Origin of the sequence: Prevotella scopos JCM 17725, from assembly GCF_018127785.1 — a bacterium.
GTDB lineage: Bacteria > Bacteroidota > Bacteroidia > Bacteroidales > Bacteroidaceae > Prevotella > Prevotella scopos.
Map to the genome: position 1 here is coordinate 902,042 of NZ_CP072389.1, position 18,168 is coordinate 920,209.

At 42.2% G+C, this 18,168-nt stretch carries 16 protein-coding genes; 5 read left to right on the plus strand and 11 right to left on the minus strand.

Annotated features, from left to right (window positions below):
- Nucleotides 1–213 precede the first annotated feature (213 nt).
- The 3 genes from J4856_RS03395 to J4856_RS03405 are packed head-to-tail and all read right to left on the minus strand — an operon-like array spanning nt 214 to nt 1,106.
- The gene (locus tag J4856_RS03395) at nt 214–522 is read right to left on the minus strand and encodes a hypothetical protein (protein ID WP_025836644.1); all 309 of its coding nucleotides are present in this window, start codon (nt 520–522) and stop codon (nt 214–216) included.
- A 4-nt stretch (nt 523–526) separates the two neighbouring features.
- Entirely contained in the window at nt 527–880 is a 354-nt protein-coding gene (locus J4856_RS03400) for a phage holin family protein (RefSeq protein ID WP_025836645.1), read from the minus strand.
- Nucleotides 881–890: 10 nt separating this feature from the next.
- Nucleotides 891–1,106 (minus strand): YtxH domain-containing protein, encoded by a 216-nt coding sequence (locus tag J4856_RS03405; RefSeq protein WP_004360299.1) that lies wholly within the window; start codon nt 1,104–1,106, stop codon nt 891–893.
- 232 nt (nt 1,107–1,338) lie between these two features.
- Between J4856_RS03405 and J4856_RS03410 the strand changes: the two genes are divergently transcribed.
- From J4856_RS03410 to thrS, 5 genes are all read left to right on the plus strand, one after another.
- Nucleotides 1,339–1,833 carry an SPOR domain-containing protein gene (locus J4856_RS03410; protein WP_025836650.1) on the plus strand — a complete coding sequence of 165 codons (495 nt, stop codon included), beginning with the start codon at nt 1,339–1,341 and terminating at the stop codon, nt 1,831–1,833.
- Entirely contained in the window at nt 1,834–2,253 is a 420-nt protein-coding gene (gene ruvX, locus J4856_RS03415) for a Holliday junction resolvase RuvX (RefSeq protein WP_025836652.1), read from the plus strand.
- Nucleotides 2,254–2,311: 58 nt separating this feature from the next.
- Complete coding sequence (def, locus tag J4856_RS03420; protein ID WP_025836654.1) at nt 2,312–2,872, plus strand: peptide deformylase; 561 nt, start codon at nt 2,312–2,314, stop codon at nt 2,870–2,872.
- Nucleotides 2,873–2,876: 4 nt separating this feature from the next.
- Nucleotides 2,877–3,512: a tetratricopeptide repeat protein gene (locus J4856_RS03425; RefSeq protein WP_025836655.1), complete on the plus strand. Its 636-nt coding sequence runs from the start codon at nt 2,877–2,879 to the stop codon at nt 3,510–3,512.
- Nucleotides 3,513–3,817: 305 nt separating this feature from the next.
- Entirely contained in the window at nt 3,818–5,767 is a 1,950-nt protein-coding gene (gene thrS, locus J4856_RS03430; protein ID WP_065367905.1) for a threonine--tRNA ligase, read from the plus strand.
- Nucleotides 5,768–6,372: 605 nt separating this feature from the next.
- Here thrS and J4856_RS03435 read toward each other — a convergent pair.
- The 8 genes from J4856_RS03435 to J4856_RS03470 all read right to left on the minus strand — a co-directional run bounded on the left by J4856_RS03435 (nt 6,373) and on the right by J4856_RS03470 (nt 18,168).
- Nucleotides 6,373–7,581, minus strand: coding sequence for an MFS transporter (locus J4856_RS03435; RefSeq protein ID WP_025836656.1), 1,209 nt, complete (start codon nt 7,579–7,581; stop codon nt 6,373–6,375).
- A gap of 336 nt (nt 7,582–7,917) precedes the next feature.
- The gene (locus tag J4856_RS03440) at nt 7,918–8,925 is read right to left on the minus strand and encodes a 4-hydroxy-3-methylbut-2-enyl diphosphate reductase (RefSeq protein WP_025836657.1); all 1,008 of its coding nucleotides are present in this window, start codon (nt 8,923–8,925) and stop codon (nt 7,918–7,920) included.
- A gap of 117 nt (nt 8,926–9,042) precedes the next feature.
- Complete coding sequence (locus J4856_RS03445) at nt 9,043–14,589, minus strand: alpha-2-macroglobulin family protein (RefSeq protein WP_065367906.1); 5,547 nt, start codon at nt 14,587–14,589, stop codon at nt 9,043–9,045.
- 85 nt (nt 14,590–14,674) lie between these two features.
- Nucleotides 14,675–15,295 (minus strand): radical SAM protein, encoded by a 621-nt coding sequence (locus J4856_RS03450; RefSeq protein WP_065367907.1) that lies wholly within the window; start codon nt 15,293–15,295, stop codon nt 14,675–14,677.
- Nucleotides 15,280–15,981, minus strand: coding sequence for a carboxypeptidase-like regulatory domain-containing protein (locus J4856_RS03455; RefSeq protein WP_025836658.1), 702 nt, complete (start codon nt 15,979–15,981; stop codon nt 15,280–15,282). The genes J4856_RS03450 and J4856_RS03455 overlap by 16 nt, the downstream gene beginning before the upstream one ends.
- An 11-nt stretch (nt 15,982–15,992) precedes the next feature.
- Complete coding sequence (locus tag J4856_RS03460; RefSeq protein WP_065367908.1) at nt 15,993–16,706, minus strand: carboxypeptidase-like regulatory domain-containing protein; 714 nt, start codon at nt 16,704–16,706, stop codon at nt 15,993–15,995.
- Nucleotides 16,707–16,717: 11 nt separating this feature from the next.
- The gene (locus J4856_RS03465) at nt 16,718–17,422 is read right to left on the minus strand and encodes a carboxypeptidase-like regulatory domain-containing protein (RefSeq protein WP_025836659.1); all 705 of its coding nucleotides are present in this window, start codon (nt 17,420–17,422) and stop codon (nt 16,718–16,720) included.
- 11 nt (nt 17,423–17,433) lie between these two features.
- Entirely contained in the window at nt 17,434–18,168 is a 735-nt protein-coding gene (locus J4856_RS03470; RefSeq protein WP_025836660.1) for a carboxypeptidase-like regulatory domain-containing protein, read from the minus strand.

Genomic DNA, 18,168 nt, shown 5'->3' on the forward strand with positions numbered 1-18,168 from the left:
ATATGAAAAAACAGGACAAAGACGTCATCATTGTCTCTGTTTTTGTATGAACGAGACTCTTATTATCGTTCGTAAAAGTTGCAGAAAGCAAGTAATTTTAGAGGATGAAAGACGTGCTTTCTCTCATTTTAATAATAGTGATAATGCTTATTAGTGATAGAAATAATGCTTATCAGCAGGAAGTTCCCACAACTTATTTAGCTGCCGCCTTGCTTATTTCTTTTTCTTTTTGAATAAGCTGAACTTATTATTAAAGGGTCCTGATGCATGCTTACCGCCAAACATACGATAGAGCTTCCACGTAAGGATAAGTCCATCCAATACATTCGCACCAACATTGAAGGCGCCAGAGAAGCGCTGGGTAGGTGTGTTCTTGTCTTTCGGCTTATGCATAAGTTCATTCCACAACCCCGCAATCTTGTTGCTATCCTTGGTCAAGTCTGTACGCAGCTGCGCCTTGCGCAAACGTATGTCGTTCAGAGACCTATAATTGGTTCCAAAGTGAGTGGTCTGTTCAGTCATAAGCTTATTTTGACATTAAGAGACTTCCCAAGAATCTTACCAATGGGCGTTCAATAAGTCTGTGACGCAGTAAGATAAAGAAGATGAGCAGTAGCAAATAGCCACCACCAACAATGAGGAAAGCCCAAATAAGTGAGCCCACCAATGTCTGCAATGCAAAGGCTGCAGCAAAGGAGAGATAAATTAGGGAAATTAATAAGATAGTGCAGAAGACAACCATGATTGTAATCACGGTCAGTAATCGCACGACCTTTTCAATTACATCGAGCTTCATGTACTCTGACTGAAGCCCGATATAATGCTTTAGCACCTCAACGAGTTGTGCTATTGTTTCTACGTTCTTATCGTTTGAGAACATCCTTTATGATTTAGATAGCGTCTGAAGCTGCATCCTTGATATCCTCAACGAAATCCTCAGCTTCCTTGCGGCTGAGCTTGATATCATGCTTCTTGCAGAAATCGTCAACAGCATCAGAAATCTTTGAACGTGTGTCTGTACCCTTCTCTGGAGCCAAAAGAAGTCCGAGAGCTGCGCCTGTGATGCTACCACAGAGGAATGCGCAAACATAACCTAATGTCTTCATAATCTCTTATTTTTTATTGTTAATAAATAGTTCTTTCTTTATCAATGGCAAATATAGTCAAAGTTTCGCATATTAGCAATAGATAGGAAGTATTTTTGTGTTAAAAATCTTACAAATAGTTTATTTAACAAACTTTATTGACGCTGCTTTCTTACTTCTGCTTCTTATTTTGTAACTTCGCACGATAATTACATAGTAAATTAATAGTATAATCAATAAAAACTAAGGGATTATGAAGAAATTTATGGTTTTGGGCGCAGTTATGTGTGTAGCATTGGCATTCACAGGCTGTAAGTCAAGTGAGAGTGCTTACAAAAAGGCATATGAGAAGGCAAAGTCTCAGGAGCAGAATACTACAAATAATGAAGACAATTCAACTCAGCAAGATGCTGTAGTGGCACCAGTTGAGACACAGCCTGTAACGCAAGCTCCTGTTGTTGATAATTACGATAATGAGCCTGTACGCACAGAGAAAGTTTCTGTCGTAAATGGTTCTGGTTTGAAGCCTTACAGTGTTGTTGTGGGTTCATTCGGTGTTAAGTCTAATGCTGAGGGCTTGCAGCAGCGTTTGAAGAATGCTGGTTATGATGCTCAGGTAGCTTTCAATGCTGGTAATAATATGTATCGCGTTGTTGCATCAACTTACGATAGCAAGGCTTCAGCTGTTCAGAGCCGCAATCAGCTTCGTGCTACCTATGCTGATGCATGGTTGCTCTACTCTCGCTAAATGGGTAGAATTTTAGCAATAGATTACGGAAAGAAACGTACAGGATTAGCAGTCACCGACCCATTGTGCATTATTGCCAATGGGTTGGCGACTGTTGCTACGTCTGGACTTTTCGATTTTCTGACTGAATATATTTCTAAGGAAGCAGTCAGCCAGCTTGTCATTGGCAAGCCTTTGCAGCCTAATGGTCAACCGAGTGAGAACCTTGCTCGTGTTGAGCAATTTGTCAACCGTTGGCGCAAGGCACATCCTGAGTTGCCTATCGATTATTATGACGAGCGGTTTACGTCGGTCATCGCTCATCAAGCAATGCTTGCAGGTGGTGTAAAAAAGAAGACACGTCGTGAAGACAAAGGACTTGTTGACGAGATTTCAGCAACGATTATTCTTCAGGATTACATGCGTTCTAAGGGACTTTGATTTATTTTTCGATAAAAGCCTTTAGACTTTATTAGTTTTTAAAAGAAAGAAAAGAAATATGGTATTACCCATTTACACATACGGTCAGCCAGTATTACGTAAGGTAGCAGAGGACATTCCCCTCGATTATCCAGACCTCAAAGAGCTGATTCAGAATATGTTTGAGACCAACACTAACAGTGACGGTGTAGGATTAGCAGCACCACAGATTGGCAAGTCTATTCGTGTGGTTGTAGTTGATTTAGATGTTCTATCTGACACATTCCCTGAGTACAAAGACTATCGTCATGCATTTATCAATGGTCACATCCTCGAGTATGACGATTCTGAGACAGAGACTATGGAAGAGGGCTGTCTTTCACTTCCGGGACTGCACGAAAATGTGACACGTGCAAAGCGTATCTATGTAAAATGGCTTGACGAGAATCTTGTTGAGCACAAGGAGTGGATTGATGGTTATCTTGCACGTGTCATCCAGCATGAGTTCGATCATCTTGAAGGTCGTGTTTTCACTGACCGACTCTCGCCATTCCGCAAGCAGATGATTAAAAACAAACTCAAAGCCCTCTTACAAGGTAAGATGCGCTGTCATTATCGTGTGAAGGCTCCACGTACGTAAGCCTATGTTGCGTGGAATCGTAGTATCCTTGCTGTGCTTATTAGCATTACCATCGGCTGCCCAATACAACATCAAGAAGATGATGGAAGAAGGTAAGCGGACGCTCGATCAGGGGTACTACGTCACTTCCATGCAAATCTTCTCCCGTATCGTTGCTTTGAAACCGAATCTATACGAGGCTTGGTATTCAATGGCATTGTCAAAGTATCATCTTGAGGATTATAAAGGTGCTGTCGATGATTGTCGTCGTGCTTTGACGTTACAACCTTATATCGCTGATATCTACGAACTTTATGGTATGTCTAACATCCGTGTGGAGCGTTACGACAGTGCTATCGTTGCCTTTACCCGAGCTCTTGACATAACGCCCGACAATCGCGACTATTGGTTTAATCGTGCTTATTGTCTCTATCAAGTGGGCGATAGCAAGGCAGCCCTTCAGCAACTTGATTATATCCTCAAACGTTGGAAGTCGTTCGATGCTGCCACCCAGCTGCGTGCCGACATCGTAGCAGGTAGGAAGCCAAAGCAACAGCCCATGCAGTCTAACAGTTCTCAATTCTATAAACTTCCCAGCTTAAAAGTAGAGGGTGAAGACAAGACAAACCCAATGAAGAATAAGCCCCTTTTCATTCATTGAAGTTTGAACTTTGAACTTTGAAGTTTGAACTTTGAAGTTTGAACTTTGAAGTTTGAACTTTGAACTTTATGATTAGCGTTTAACCTTTGAGTTTTCGACCCTTTGAACATTGAGTTTAACCTTGAACTATATCGGTAATCAAATTTATGACGTACTGATGAAAATTCCGTTCGAATAATTATGAATCGTAAATTATGAATACTAAATTAACATTAGTAATCATAATTATGAATTATGAATTATAAATTATGAATTAAAAATTGTACCTTTGCCACAACATTTGATTTATAAAACTAATTTGTAGTATGGTTAAAATCACTTTCCCAGATGGTTCCGTTCGTGAATACGAACAGGGCGTAACTGGTTATCAAATCGCCGAGAGTATTTCGCCGGCTCTCGCCCGTGACGTTGTATCTTGCGGTGTAAATGGCGTAACAACAGAACTCAATCGTCCTATCAATGAGGACGCAAGTATCGCACTTTACAGGTTCGATGACGAAGAAGGTAAGCATACCTTCTGGCACACCTCTGCCCACCTCCTTGCTGAGGCATTGCAAGAGCTTTACCCAGGCATTCAGTTTGGTTTTGGTCCTGCAATTGAAAATGGTTTCTTCTATGACGTGATGCCTGCAGAAGGTCAAACAATCTCTGAGAATGACTTCCCAAAGATTGAGAAGAAGATGCTCGAACTTGCAAAGAAGAATGAGCCCGTTATTCGTCGTGATGTCTCTAAGGCTGATGCTGTGAAAGAATTCACCGCTGATGGTCAGGAATATAAGGTGGAGCACATCGTTGAAGACCTCGAAGATGGCACCATCTCAACATATACTCAAGGACACTTCACCGACCTTTGTCGTGGCCCTCACCTCGTTTCAACAGGTGCTATCAAGGCTGTAAAGATTACTAGCGCTGCTGGAGCTTTCTGGCGTGGAGATGCGAAGCGCGAGCAAATGACACGTATCTATGGTATCACCTTCCCAAAGAAGAAGATGCTTGATGAATACCTTGTTATGCTCGAAGAGGCTAAGAAGCGCGACCACCGTAAGATTGGCAAGGAAATGGAACTTTTCATGTTCTCTGAGCGTGTTGGTAAGGGTCTTCCTATCTGGTTGCCAAAGGGAACACAGTTGCGCCTGCGCTTGCAGGACCTTCTGCGTCGTCTCCTCAAGCCTTACAACTATCAAGAAGTTATCACACCAGGTATCGGTGGCAAGAATCTCTACGTAACTTCTGGTCACTATGCACACTATGGCAAGGATGCTTTCCAGCCAATCCATACACCAGAGGAGGACGAAGAGTATATGCTCAAGCCAATGAACTGTCCTCACCACTGTGAGATTTACGCTTACAAACCACGTTCTTACAAAGATCTCCCACTGCGTATCGCAGAGTTCGGAACCGTGTTCCGCTACGAGAAGAGTGGTGAGCTTCACGGACTTACACGTGTTCGCACCTTCACTCAGGATGATGCACATATCTTCGTGCGTCCTGACCAGGTAAAGGCAGAGTTTGAGAACAATATCGATATTATCCTCAAGGTGTTCAAGACCTTCGGTTTCGATAACTATGAGGCACAGATTTCTCTCCGCGACCCAGAGGATAAGGAGAAGTATATCGGTTCTGACGAGGTTTGGGAAGAGAGCGAAGCAGCTATCAAGGAAGCATGTGCAGAGAAGGGTCTCAACGCTCGTGTAGAGTTGGGCGAGGCAGCGTTCTACGGTCCTAAGCTCGACTTCATGGTGAAGGATGCTATCGGTCGTCGTTGGCAGCTCGGTACTATTCAGGTAGACTATAACCTCCCTAACCGCTTCAAACTCGAATATACAGCAGAAGACAACTCTAAGAAGACACCAGTGATGGTTCACCGTGCACCATTCGGTTCACTCGAGCGTTTCACAGCTGTTCTTATCGAGCACACAGCAGGTCACTTCCCACTCTGGTTGACACCTGATCAGGTTGCTATCCTCCCAATCTCTGAGAAGTATAACGACTATGCTCAGAAGGTGAAGGCTTACTTCGATGCTCACGACGTACGTTCAATCATGGACGACCGCAACGAGAAGATTGGTCGCAAGATTCGCGACAACGAGCTCAAGCGTGTTCCTTACATGGTTATCGTTGGCGAGAAAGAGGCTGCCGAGGGTCTGGTGTCAATGCGTCAGCAGGGCGGTGGCGAGCAGGCTACTATGACAATGGAAGCCTTCGCTGAGCGTATCAACAACGAGGTTGCTGAACAGCTGAAGGAGTTGGATTAAGAAAGGAGAAGAACAACAACGACAACGGACTGGCCCCTCCCCTTTGCCCCTCCCCCGTAGGGAGGGGAGTGAATACTGCGATATCCCTATTATGTAGGGTATGTAGTGATATGATAATAACTTATTTGCAGGGGGAGAACAGAAGTTGGAAATCCTTCGCCTTTAGAGGCTAACATATTATGACCTTCGTGGTCTTCCCCTCTCACTACGAGAGAAGAAAAACATTATGCGGCATCCCTTAGTGGGTGCCGCTTTTTATTTATAAGTTTGGTTCTATAACGAATCGTGTGGGTTGTGTGTTGATATTCCGCACGAGTGGTGCTGCGGATGGTATGCACCACATGTGCGGAGGATTAACACCATCGCTGTATATGGAAGGGTAGGGATTTAATGTGCGTTAAGCGTATTAAAACGAAGGTCAATTTGGAGTTGTGTTTCGTTGGAGGCTATACTTTTTGACAATATTTTAGGCTCTATGACGAATTACCCACACGATTCGTTATAGAGCCATAAGTTTTAAAAAAATTATGCAATAAGACCACTACTTTCAACCTAACTAAAAGGTTATTATACAGAGACTTATAACGTCTTTAGATATGAATCTATTAACGTAACTTATAGCCCTTAAATGCATAGAACATAATGTAGCCAAAGCATACAAAGCAAAGACCATAGGCATATCGAGCATCTGAAACATCCTTTAAAAGACCAAACAACACTGTAATTGCTGCTCCACCGATAAGTCCCATCGTCAAGAGTGATGAACCCTTCTTGGTAAACTTACCCAAATCCATCAATGCCAAAGGCCAAAACGCTGGCCACATCAGTGAACATCCTAAAGCCATGACACCGACACTATATATACTGTAAACTCCAGGAAGAAGAACAACAAGAGTCGTTCCCAACAAGGCTACGAATGAACAAATCTGCAAAGCACGTGTCTGAGAAAGATACTTAGGAATCAGAATGATTCCTGCTATATATCCAATACTAATACTAATCGGAGTTATCCAAGAATAGTTTTCTGGATGAGCAAGTCCTAACTCATTCGCATAGTCAATGAGCGTTCCCAACACGATAGTCTCTGCACCAACATAAAAGAAGATGGCAATAGCACCCAGAACCAAGTGTGGGAACTGGAAAACAGACTTCTTACTGTTTGCATAAGCAGATACTTCTTGGTCAACCTCATCAGTCTCACTGCTATCCTCACCCGCTGCTTTCACCTCTGGCAATGGCGACAAAAGAGCCACTACACCTAAAGCAACGAACAGACAAATAATCACAGCAAAAGGTTTACCTAAATCATCTATAGCAACACTACCTGAAGCACCTGCGAAAAGAGCAATAAAGAGGGGTGACACTGGCCAAGCTAACTTGTTGATCATACCCATAATAGAGATACGCTTTGCAGCACTCTCCGTTGGTCCTAATATCGTAACATAAGGATTTATAGCTGCCTGCAAGAAGGTGTTAGCTGTTCCACAGAAAAAGGAAGCTGTCAAAAATAAAGGAAAACTCTTTGCATCTGCCGAGAAAATAAACACTCCAAAAGCTACGGCAAACATTCCGAACGCAATAGCCATCGTACGCTTATATCCTATCTTGCTGATTAACATTCCCGCAGGATAGCCAAAGATAAGGAATGGCAAGAATGTTGCACCAATGAGCATATATGCTTCCATTGAAGAAACGCTTAACGACACCTTCAATACTGGAACCAACAATGAATTTATACCCAAGGAAAATCCACAAGTGAAAAACATAAGCCCTAAGAATGCCATAGGGACAAGGAAACTCTTTTGTTCTTTCATAAGTCTACTATGCAACACTATTGATGAATACTTCACTTAAATAATATGGGACAACATGACATCTTCTTTTGTTGATTAGAGTAATGTTATGTCCACGAACAAATCCCTAAAACCTATCATCAACAACTGACATACTCCATCATATTAAACTGTTGGAAGACCCAACAAATTTTATCCTGTATTCTGCCATTTCAAGATAAAACCTAACCCAAGTGTTGCAATAAAAGTCACATTAAATCTTGATTGACGATGCAAAGGTATAAAAAAAACGCGAAAAACTATCACAACTTGATATTTTTTCGCGTTTAATCTCTTTGTTTGAGGATTATAAAGCTATTATTTCGTACGCCTGAGTATCTCATCACGGCATTCTTCCATCAGCCATTTTGGCGTACTCGTAGCCCCACAGATACCTACTGTTTCAACTCCTTCAAACCAACTCATGTCAATTTCGTCTGCACTCTCAACTTGATGGGAGTTTGGGTTTACACTCAAACATTCGTGAAAGAGGACCTTACCATTTGAACTCTTACGGCCTGCCACAAAGAGAATCAAATCGTGACGAGCGGCAAAGGTAGAAATGTTTGGCATACGATTAGCGACCTGTCGGCAGATTGTATCGAAGCTTTGGAACTTTGCTTTGGGTGAGATATGACTTTGAATGTATTCGATAATCTTATGAAACTCATCCAAACTCTTTGTCGTCTGTGAGTAGAGATAGATGTCATTATTAAAGTCTAACGCCTTAACATCTTCAAACTTCTCTATCACAATCGCCTGACTATGGGTCTGACCAACAAGTCCAAGCACCTCGGCATGACCATTCTTTCCAAAGATAACAATGGAAGAGGAGGCACTAAGCTCTTGTCCCTCGCCTACTGCAGGAGGAAGAGAAACAGAAGAAGTAGAGGTTTCCACCGCTTCATTCGTTACTGGTTTAAGGCTTGAAGGTTCATCAACAGTAGCTCCGCCCTTTGAAGATATCATATAAGAAGGTTGACGACCTTTCTCATACTGTGTCTTAATACGACGTTGGAGGGCAAGAACCACAGGGCAAGTAGCATCGATAATCTCAATGTTATTACGTCTTGCAAGCTCGTAAGTCTCAGGTGGTTCGCCATGTGCACGCAGCAAAACCTTCACGTTATGAAGCTCGCGCATCTGCTCATGATTAATCGTGATGAGCCCTTTCTTTGTGAGGCGTTCCACCTCCATACTGTTATGTACAATATCACCTAAGCAATAGAGTTTGGTACCCTTTGCCAATTCTTCTTCGGCTTTCTTAATGGCAGTGGTCACACCGAAGCAGAAGCCACTACCGTTATCGATTTCTATCTGAAGCATTTCTTCTTTTTGGAGTTAAAGAGTTGAGAAGTTAGGGAGAGTTAAGACAACACCCCTACTTCACAACGCTATCTAATAACTTATTCACTTGTCAACTCATAAAACTTGTAAACTTGTTTACTCGTCAACTTGAATAACTTCTGCGCCTGTACGTCCGCTATACTCTGGTGCGTATGCACATTGCGCAGTGCAGGTTCCTGTCTGATAAACACCTGCTCGGTCAATATAATATTCTGTTTCAACGACATGCTTACCCTTTGCCATCTGGTCGAAGTAGTAATTAGTCGTGTAATCCTTTGGAGCAATGTAATATCCCCAACGATAACCACTCAACTGACTAACAGGCTCGAGGCAGGCAGCACGCTTGTCAACAACCTGTACGAAGTCGTAATCACGGTCAGCAATTATCGTCAAACGGATACGCACCTTGTCACCAACTTTGAGGTTCTTACCTCTCTTCAACAACACACTATCAACCATTACCTCACGTTTAATCTTCAAGCCAGATGAAGCATCAGAGATATCTGTTGACGTCTGGAAGAACTGTGCATAGACAGCACCCCAACTTGTGCCAGTGCTTGCCTTGCTAATAACCAAATCATGACTTTCAGACGATTGGAAATCAACTGGCTGTGTAGCCTTCACATAACCCAACCCTGCTGTAGGCTGTGTTGTCTGCAATGGTTTGTTATCAAGCATCAACGTAGCATGCTCTCCATTCTGCATCAACCAATTGCCATTGTTCATAAATGCCCAAATAGCATTCACTGAGTTCAATGGTGTATCCCAAGCCTGCGTACGCTTCTCCTGCAAGAGCCAACGCTGCATCTCAACAAGCGTCTTACCATCAGTTGGAGTAATTGTCTTTATCGCCTCAATAGCAGCCACCTCTGTTGGAATCTTATAATCACGCCAGCTGTAATAAGCGTTTTTAGAATCGAAGTAACGTCCCTTTTCCTCCGTATAAACTGTATATTCCTTGATACTCTGCAGGTATTCACGCGCCTTCTCAACCTTACCATACTGCTGAAGGATTACAGCTGTATTCGCTTTACCGTAGATAGTTAAGTCCGTAGGCTTCTTGGTCAAGCGGTCGATGAGGTACTTTATGTCATTTGTAGCTCGGTCATGATAGAACAAAGCATTGGTGTAAAGATAATCACAGAGTGCGTCAGAAGGGAACAATGTTGTGTTATACTTCTTCTCATCACGCTTCATTTCAGCCACACACTTTGCCACCATCCTATCCATAAATCGGAAAGAAGCTTTGATCATATTTGTTACCTCTGGGCTTGGACTTGTAAGATTTTGCAAACGAGCAAGTGTCTTCGTCACCGCAACAGTCATATAAAGACTTCCCTTCATTCCTGGCCACCAAGAGAACGAACCATCAGAGTTTTGCAGTTTCTTTAGACTTGAGAATGTTGATGACAATTTATTCTGCAATTGATTCTCATCGAGGAAGCGCACGAGTTGCTGTTTTTGTTCGCTTTCATTCTTAGCATCCATTACCCAAGGAGTCTCATCAAGTGTCAAGGTTTTGAGTTCTTGATTCTTCTCCAAAGCCGACATCATTGACGTTTCCTTACCTGTCTCCTTCTTCCATTGCTCGATTGTCTGCTTAATCGATGGGGAAGTACTCATAATCTGCTTACCCAAACGATTTGCATAATAAGCCGAAACAAGACTGATAGCATTCTTTTCACTCGCATCTGCAACATAAGGCAAGGCTTGAATCATCAGCCAATTAGGGTTATTGGTATATTCTACTGTCAGCTTTTGGTCCGTACTCTTCTTTGGGAAAAGCTTACCAACATTAATCGTCTTCACCCCTGCTTCATTCTGTGTGAATGGATAGGTGTTTGTTACATACTCCTTATTCTGAAGTACTGACAGGTAATGTTGCTCACCATCAGAGAAACCATCGCCTTCAACCGTAAAGCGAACAATGAGTAAAGACTGGTCAGCTGTAAGCTGATTGGCATTCTTCGCCAACAATGAAGCTAAGCTATAAGTTGCTGAACCACTCCCCTGCGCTTTCAAGACAACAGCTTTACTGTCTGTAAAGAGCACCTTCTCAGTTGCTGGATCAAGGATTTCAATCTTTGCTTTTGCATTGATAGCCTTGTCAGACTGATTGAACAAACGAGCAGAAACCATTGCTTCGTCACCCATACGGACAAAGCGAGGCATATTAGGCTGCACCATCAATGTCTTCTGAGCAACGATATCATCGGAAAGGAAGCCATTGTTCATATCCTCATCATGTGCCAATCCCATGAAACGCCAAGTAGTAAGGCTCTCTGGAAGCGTAAACTTAATACTTACATTACCCTTTCCATCCGTCTGCAACTGTGGATAAAAGAAGGCTGTCTCATTGAGATTCTCACGCATAGAAGGCTTTATATTCTTCGGTTCGTCCTTCTCTTGTTTTATCTCCTCATCTTTCTTGACAACAGGAGCAGTAAATTTCACTTTCATTTCCTTAGTAGGTCCAAATCCAACCTTAACGACCTCATTCATAGAAGACTCCTTTGCCAAAGCCATTGACTTAACGACACGTGTCATGCTTACCATTCGGTCTTCTCTTGCTGAATAAATATAAGCATCTGGCGTATCATAATCTTCTAAGAAGCGACTATCAAATCTCGAAAAAGACAACAGTTCTACATCAAAAGGTTTGATATTAGCTTCCCATGAAAGACCCAAACCTGAATAATCAGAACTCTCCCAATTAACAGATGTATAGTTAAGCGAGAAGAAGTTGCCCAAGTACCATGAATTAGACAAGAACTGATCAAGACTCTTATCATAAAGTGTTGCCATCAGTTGAGCATTGGCAGCCTTGCCATCAGGACGATTAATGGTTACTGTCCATTCCTCTTGCTGTCCTGGAATAAGTTTATTACGGAATGTCTTCCATTTTACTATCAAACTCTTATCTGGTAACGGACGCGTAATCCTCTCTGAATGAGAATACATAATACCATTCTTTACCCAAGCATAATTAAGAAAGATCTCATCACCATATTCTTCCTTATAAACAAACTTGCGTGTCTGTATACTATTGCTTTGATTGAAAGAACCTGTTTCAATCACTTTATTATCTGAGAAGATAGAATAAACAACATATTGATTCTCATCACTTGAACCCACCTGCATATAGATAGGACCACCATCGCGTGGGAATTGGTTTCCACTCAGATAGAACCAGTCATGTGTCTCAATAGCTGGACGCTTATCATCAAAAGAGAAGACGACAAAATCCTCATCTATCGTATCTGTTCCGCAAATAGCATGTAGGCGATAAGCACCAGAAGACAAACCCTTTATAGCAACATTCTCATTTGCCTTCACCGTCTTGTAATTGCTATAAACATATTTATTCTTATCCTTCTGCTGTGGTACAATAACATACTTCACAGTACCATCAACAGGAGAGCCTGCAGCATTCAGATAATTAAACTTAATCGTTTTAAGACTGTCACGCAGGTTCTTCTCAGCAATATTGCAAGAAAGACTTGCCTCCTTTGTTCCTAATGGTAATGAAGCAAAACCGTCATGTGTCTCACCTGCGGCATCGGTCACCGAAGCCTCAACTCTAAAGTTATAGAAAAGTGAACGATAACCCTTACCAGACTTCAGTTCCTTCTTGGCTTTATCAGACAGAACAAAAGGTACGGTAACAACAAACTCTCCCTTGTCGTCTGTGACAACATCTTGCTCGTTCACTTCCTCACTATCTTCATAGAAGCGACTCCAATAGCTTATATTACGTGTAACGACATAATGCACCTTTGCACCTTGTACTGGTACACCAGCAAAACTCTTAGCACGACCAATCAACTTGATAGAATCACCGACAGCATACTTCTCCTTATACTCGTCAAAGTTTACATCAAACGTTGGACGCTTGTACTCATCTACTTGGAAACGCTTAGATCCTTTTGTTCCAAAATCAGCATAAATAGAGAAACTACCTGTCAGTCCACTTGTTGGAAGATTAAAGTCTGCTGCAGCAGTACCGAAACGGTCGGTGGTTACTGACTTACGTCCTATCTCCTTATAATTAGCATCCTGCAAAACCATATCGAAGGTTTGTCCGCCTGCAGCCTTAGTCTTATAGTCTTGCTTGGTGTTCTGATAAGCAATGACAGATGCGTGCACCGTCTGCCCAGGACGATAGATACCTCTATCCGTGAAGACCTGAGTTACCATTCTATCATAGTTCTCCTTGTCGTAGTCATACGAACCTTCCAGTTTAGTCTCTCTAAAAGCTTTGTCCTTATTCGTAGAGACATAGATGTACGGAGTAGTTCTTTCAGAGTCAAACACTACCTCTCCCTTCGTGTTCGTGACAAGCTTCTTGACGATAGAGGGTTTATCATAATAATTTGGATAAGTAGCTTGAACCTTTACATCTGCTACTGGTTGTCCATCCACAACATTGACAACAACATATCGTGCTTTCTTCTTTGGTTGTAGTTCACTCATGACATAGAGGTCACTAACATAATAGAAAGCATATTCTGGTGTAATATTCTTTTCAGGGCTTTCTATCTTAATAAGGTAAACGCCCAAAGGTAATGTAGGCATTAAGAAAGAGTCTTTCACCTCTTCATAATCCTTATGACCTGTGTAGGTACGCTTTATCGTCTGCTTCGTTGCAGGCAACAGACTTGCCATCACCTTAACCATGTCGTCTTTATCCCCAAGACTGAGAGAATGATTTCCTGATAGTTTCGTACGCGTAACCGTTATGACTACATCTGACACATTGCGCGTATTCAACTTAACCCAATTATTCTTCTCCGACGAACTAACATTACGCTTATCAAAACTCACGTCAAACATCGGTCTTGTCAATTCTTCACGAGCATTACGTAACGCTACTATTCTATTCCATGATGCCCAACGAACAAGTGCATTATCAATATATGCTATCTTCTCCTCAACCGGAGTATCTTCTCCCATACAGGCATAACGCTTCAACGCAACTTCTCCACATATCGGTAAGTCACTATACTCTTGCATGAGTGAGTCAAGCTTTGGAATACTCTCCTTCTCATTCTTTATCCCCATCAAGGCTGTGTAGCAAGCAGCTTCACGGTTTCCAACGCTTTTATAATAGCTATATAGTTTGTCATAGTTACCTACCTGCATACCAATAACATGCAGCAAGTCACCCTTGAAGATATTATCATCTTTACCTACAACTATCAAAGGCTTAAAGTCAGCTGCCTTCTGACTTGCCAACAGAGAAGGGTTAGCCAATGCTTTCTTGAAGTAATCGTCAGCGTTTCCATCATCATCATTCCGACTTATCACACCCAAGATACAGTTGTAGATAGCCGACAATACTTCATCCTTTCCTTCTACCATCTTTGCCTTTGCCTTCAATCGCTTCAACTCCACCTCAGCAGAGTCTGGTGCAATCTCTGTCTGTAACCTTGATGCTAACAGACTGGCAGCCAAGATTTGCCCATAGGCTTTCTCTTTCTGCCCCTTCTGTTCAATCTTCTTTAATAAACTGATTTGTGTCTTTGGCAAGTCCTTTTGCTCAGCTTGATTTACTTGTTGCCATAAGGCGTCAAAACTCTGTGCTGTCATCGTTATAGGTAACAACAAAAATATGATTGATAAAATGATAAATAACTTCTTCATAATCTTTCGTTTGTTAATTGCAAAGATAATGCTTTTCAAGGAAATAACGAAAGATGAGCTATGTATATTGTATAGGATTAATCTACTACCGCACAATATAATTAAACTTATCAAAGTTTGTAAAGCCCATCTCTTCCAACTGATGTTGGCTCCGCTGGCGGTCTTCATCTATATTATATTCAGGTATCAAAGGTAAGCGAATAATGACCTTATCAGCATATCCGTTCGCTGCTAACCATTGAAGATTACTGACTACCAGTCTGTTCTCTTTACATCCATAAGCCTTATAGATATCAGGGTTCATATCCTTAATATCTACATACCACATCTGCACCAACGAGGCAATAGCTTTGACATGCTCAAGTGGAACGTTGAGCGATGTCTCTATTGTCAACTTCCATTCGGGGTTCATTATCTCGGCAAAGGCCTTGATGAAGTCTGAACGTAAAAGGGGCTCACCACCGCCAAAGCAGATACCGCCACCCGTTGCCACAAAGTAAAGGTCGTCTATCTCTACCTCACTATACAACTCACCAGGGGTCAGCCTGCACCATACACCATCAGCCTGCAAGCACTGAGCATTTAAGCAGTACTCGCAATGAAGCGGACAACCATGAAAGCCTACCAATGTTGTTACGCCTTCGCCATCCGTGGTGAGTCTGTGCCGATTAATGGCAATAAATGGTGCAGTTATTTCTGATTGCATTTCTCTTTATGTGATTGAGGTGCAGTGCTGTCGGCTAATTCTTTCTCTAAATACTCCCTATCTATCTCCCCTACTACATCAAGAGAAGGTTCTAAACGGACAACCATCTCATCAGGATTACGAATAGACTTCACTACTATCACCTTATCCTCAAATCCATAAGATGAAAACACGAGGGTATCATTACGATTAACCTGCAATACAAATCTTCCATCTTCGCCCAAAGACAGCCTCTTCTTACCTCCTAATAGCATAACATTAACTTCCGGAGCAGCCTTACCAGTAGAAGAGTCGAGCACTCGTCCAATAATAACAATAGCATTCTTCAAATCTGCAGTGAGTGCTTTTGGTATCACTACTGTATCACCCATAACTGGCATATCAGTAGAATCCTGAGCTTTATTCTCAACGTTGCAAGCTTTGGGAGTGTTCTGACATGATGTAAGCGGAACCGTAGCAACACAAAGACCAGCAGCCAAACCAGCCACTTTCATGCCCCATCCCTTGCGTTTCCGTTCTCTTAATTGCGTCTCTAAATAGCGTATCTCCGCTTCACAAGCAGGGCAAGTGCCTGCACAATCCCCTTCGTAATGACACTCCTTAGGCTGATAGCTGATACCATTCGCATCTGCTATCTGCTGTCGAATATCCTTTAATAGCTTACAAGTACTCTTTCCTTTCGTCATAATACTAATCCTTACTTACACTTCTTTTTATTCTTTTCCTTATGCGTCTTCGGCTTATAAGTCCTATGACCATACACGTCATCGTAGTTCACAACGGTTACAAGCCCTCCTGCTATGCACGATAAACTCGATAATTCAGAAACTTCCAGTACAATAACATTATCATCAGAATGCAAAAGAGAACTTACACGAACCTTCTTATCCTTACAACCTATATATGAAATAACCAACGAAGTGTCTGATGGTAACTTCAATGCAAAAAGTCCATCAATATTTGTTGCAACGCCCTTGTTTGTTCCGTCTATAAAAACAGCTGCCCCTATCACTGGTTCTTTATTTTCTTCGTCTATGACCATTCCACGTACAACCACAGGTGATGCACAACCATCAGAAAGGTCTACTACCTTTACATCGCCTTTCTTAGCTGTATGTATAGGACGATGAGCCGTACTATCAGACTTAACAGTTTGCGCAGTAGCAGTCATCGGCATTACCGTAGCGCAGATACCAGCAGCAATACCAGCTACCTTCATACCGAAGCCATTACCCTTACGTGCCTTTAACTCACGTTCAAGATAACGTATCTCCTCTTCACAAGCAGGGCAGGTACCTGCACAATCCCCCTTGTGATGACACTCTTTAGGCTGATAACTGATACCATTGGCATCCGCTATCTGCTGCCGAATATCCTTCAGCAACTTACAAGTACTCTTCCCTTTTACCATAATACTAATCTTTACTTACACTTCTTTTTATTCTTCTCCTTATGCGACTTCGGTTTATAAGTCCTATGCCCATACACATCATCGTAGTTTGGCGAAACGGTTACTACTGCAAAAAGACCTTTCAACACCAGCTTTTTAAGCATAATAACATTATTGTCAGAACGTAAAAGAGAACTTACACTAACCTTCTTATTATTGTATCCTATAGATGATACAACCAACGACGTGTCTGACGGTACTTTCAGAGCAAACTGTCCATCTACATTTGTAACCGTTTCCTTGGTTGTTCCGTCTATTAAGATAGAAGCACCTATCAAAGGTTCTTTATCTTCACTGTCTATGACCATTCCACGTATAACCACAGGTGATGCACAACCATCAGAAAGGTCTACTACCTTTACATCGCCTTTCTTAGCTGTACGCACAGGAAGATTAGAAGTACTATCGGGCTTAACACCTTGCGCAGCAGCCGTCATCGGAATTACCGTAGCGCAGATACCAGCAGCAATACCAGCTACCTTCATTCCGAAGCCATTACCCTTACGTGTTCTTAACTCACGTTCAAGATAACGTATTTCTTCCTCACAAGCAGGGCAAGTACCTGCACAATCCCCCCTGTGATGACACTCCTTAGGCTGATAACTGATACCATTCGCATCCGCTATCTGCTGCCGAATATCCTTCAGCAACTTACAAGTACTCTTTCCTTTTGCCATAATCCTTATCCTTACTTACACTTCTTTTTATTCTTCTCCTTATGCGACTTCGGCTTATCAGCTCTACGACCACTCACGTCATCTTTATTACCTTTATTTTCACCTTTACAGGTAGGTCGTGTAGCTATTGTTACAATGCCATCTAACATTACATCTCTATCTTCTTCAAGCACAATAACATTATTATCAGAATGCAAAAGAGAGCTTACATGAACCTTCTTTGTCTTGTATCCGATATATGAAATAACCAAAGAAGTGTCTGGTGGTACTTGCAAGGCAAACTGTCCATCAATATTTGTTACATCACCTTTGTTTGTTCCGTCTATAAAAACAGAAGCACCTATTACAGGTTCTTTATCATCACTACCAATGACCATTCCACGTACAACCACAGGTGATGCACAACCATCAGAAAGGTCTACTACCTTTACATCGCCTTTCTTAGCTGTATGTACAGGAGGGTTAGCCGTACTATCAGGCTTAACACCTTGCGCAGCAACAGTCATCGGCATTACCGTAGCACAGATACCAGCAGCAATACCAGCCACCTTCATACCGAAGCCATTACCCTTACGTGCTCTTAACTCACGTTCAAGATAACGTATCTCCTCCTCACAAGCAGGACAAGTACCCGCACAATCCCCCTTGTGTTGACACTCCTTAGGCTGATAGCTGATACCATTCGCATCCGCTATCTGCTGCCGAATATCCTTCAGCAACTTACAAGTACTCTTTCCTTTTATCAT

Excerpts from the sequence above, each read along its gene's own strand:
- J4856_RS03395 (WP_025836644.1), bottom strand. The coding sequence starts at position 522 with ATGACTGAACAGACCACTCACTTTGGAACCAATTATAGGTCTCTGAAC.
- J4856_RS03400 (WP_025836645.1), bottom strand. The coding sequence starts at position 880 with ATGTTCTCAAACGATAAGAACGTAGAAACAATAGCACAACTCGTTGAG.
- J4856_RS03405 (WP_004360299.1), bottom strand. The coding sequence starts at position 1,106 with ATGAAGACATTAGGTTATGTTTGCGCATTCCTCTGTGGTAGCATCACA.
- J4856_RS03410 (WP_025836650.1), top strand. The coding sequence starts at position 1,339 with ATGAAGAAATTTATGGTTTTGGGCGCAGTTATGTGTGTAGCATTGGCA.
- ruvX (WP_025836652.1), top strand. The coding sequence starts at position 1,834 with ATGGGTAGAATTTTAGCAATAGATTACGGAAAGAAACGTACAGGATTA.
- def (WP_025836654.1), top strand. The coding sequence starts at position 2,312 with ATGGTATTACCCATTTACACATACGGTCAGCCAGTATTACGTAAGGTA.
- J4856_RS03425 (WP_025836655.1), top strand. The coding sequence starts at position 2,877 with ATGTTGCGTGGAATCGTAGTATCCTTGCTGTGCTTATTAGCATTACCA.
- thrS (WP_065367905.1), top strand. The coding sequence starts at position 3,818 with ATGGTTAAAATCACTTTCCCAGATGGTTCCGTTCGTGAATACGAACAG.
- J4856_RS03435 (WP_025836656.1), bottom strand. The coding sequence starts at position 7,581 with ATGAAAGAACAAAAGAGTTTCCTTGTCCCTATGGCATTCTTAGGGCTT.
- J4856_RS03440 (WP_025836657.1), bottom strand. The coding sequence starts at position 8,925 with ATGCTTCAGATAGAAATCGATAACGGTAGTGGCTTCTGCTTCGGTGTG.
- J4856_RS03445 (WP_065367906.1), bottom strand. The coding sequence starts at position 14,589 with ATGAAGAAGTTATTTATCATTTTATCAATCATATTTTTGTTGTTACCT.
- J4856_RS03450 (WP_065367907.1), bottom strand. The coding sequence starts at position 15,295 with ATGCAATCAGAAATAACTGCACCATTTATTGCCATTAATCGGCACAGA.
- J4856_RS03455 (WP_025836658.1), bottom strand. The coding sequence starts at position 15,981 with ATGACGAAAGGAAAGAGTACTTGTAAGCTATTAAAGGATATTCGACAG.
- J4856_RS03460 (WP_065367908.1), bottom strand. The coding sequence starts at position 16,706 with ATGGTAAAAGGGAAGAGTACTTGTAAGTTGCTGAAGGATATTCGGCAG.
- J4856_RS03465 (WP_025836659.1), bottom strand. The coding sequence starts at position 17,422 with ATGGCAAAAGGAAAGAGTACTTGTAAGTTGCTGAAGGATATTCGGCAG.
- J4856_RS03470 (WP_025836660.1), bottom strand. The coding sequence starts at position 18,168 with ATGATAAAAGGAAAGAGTACTTGTAAGTTGCTGAAGGATATTCGGCAG.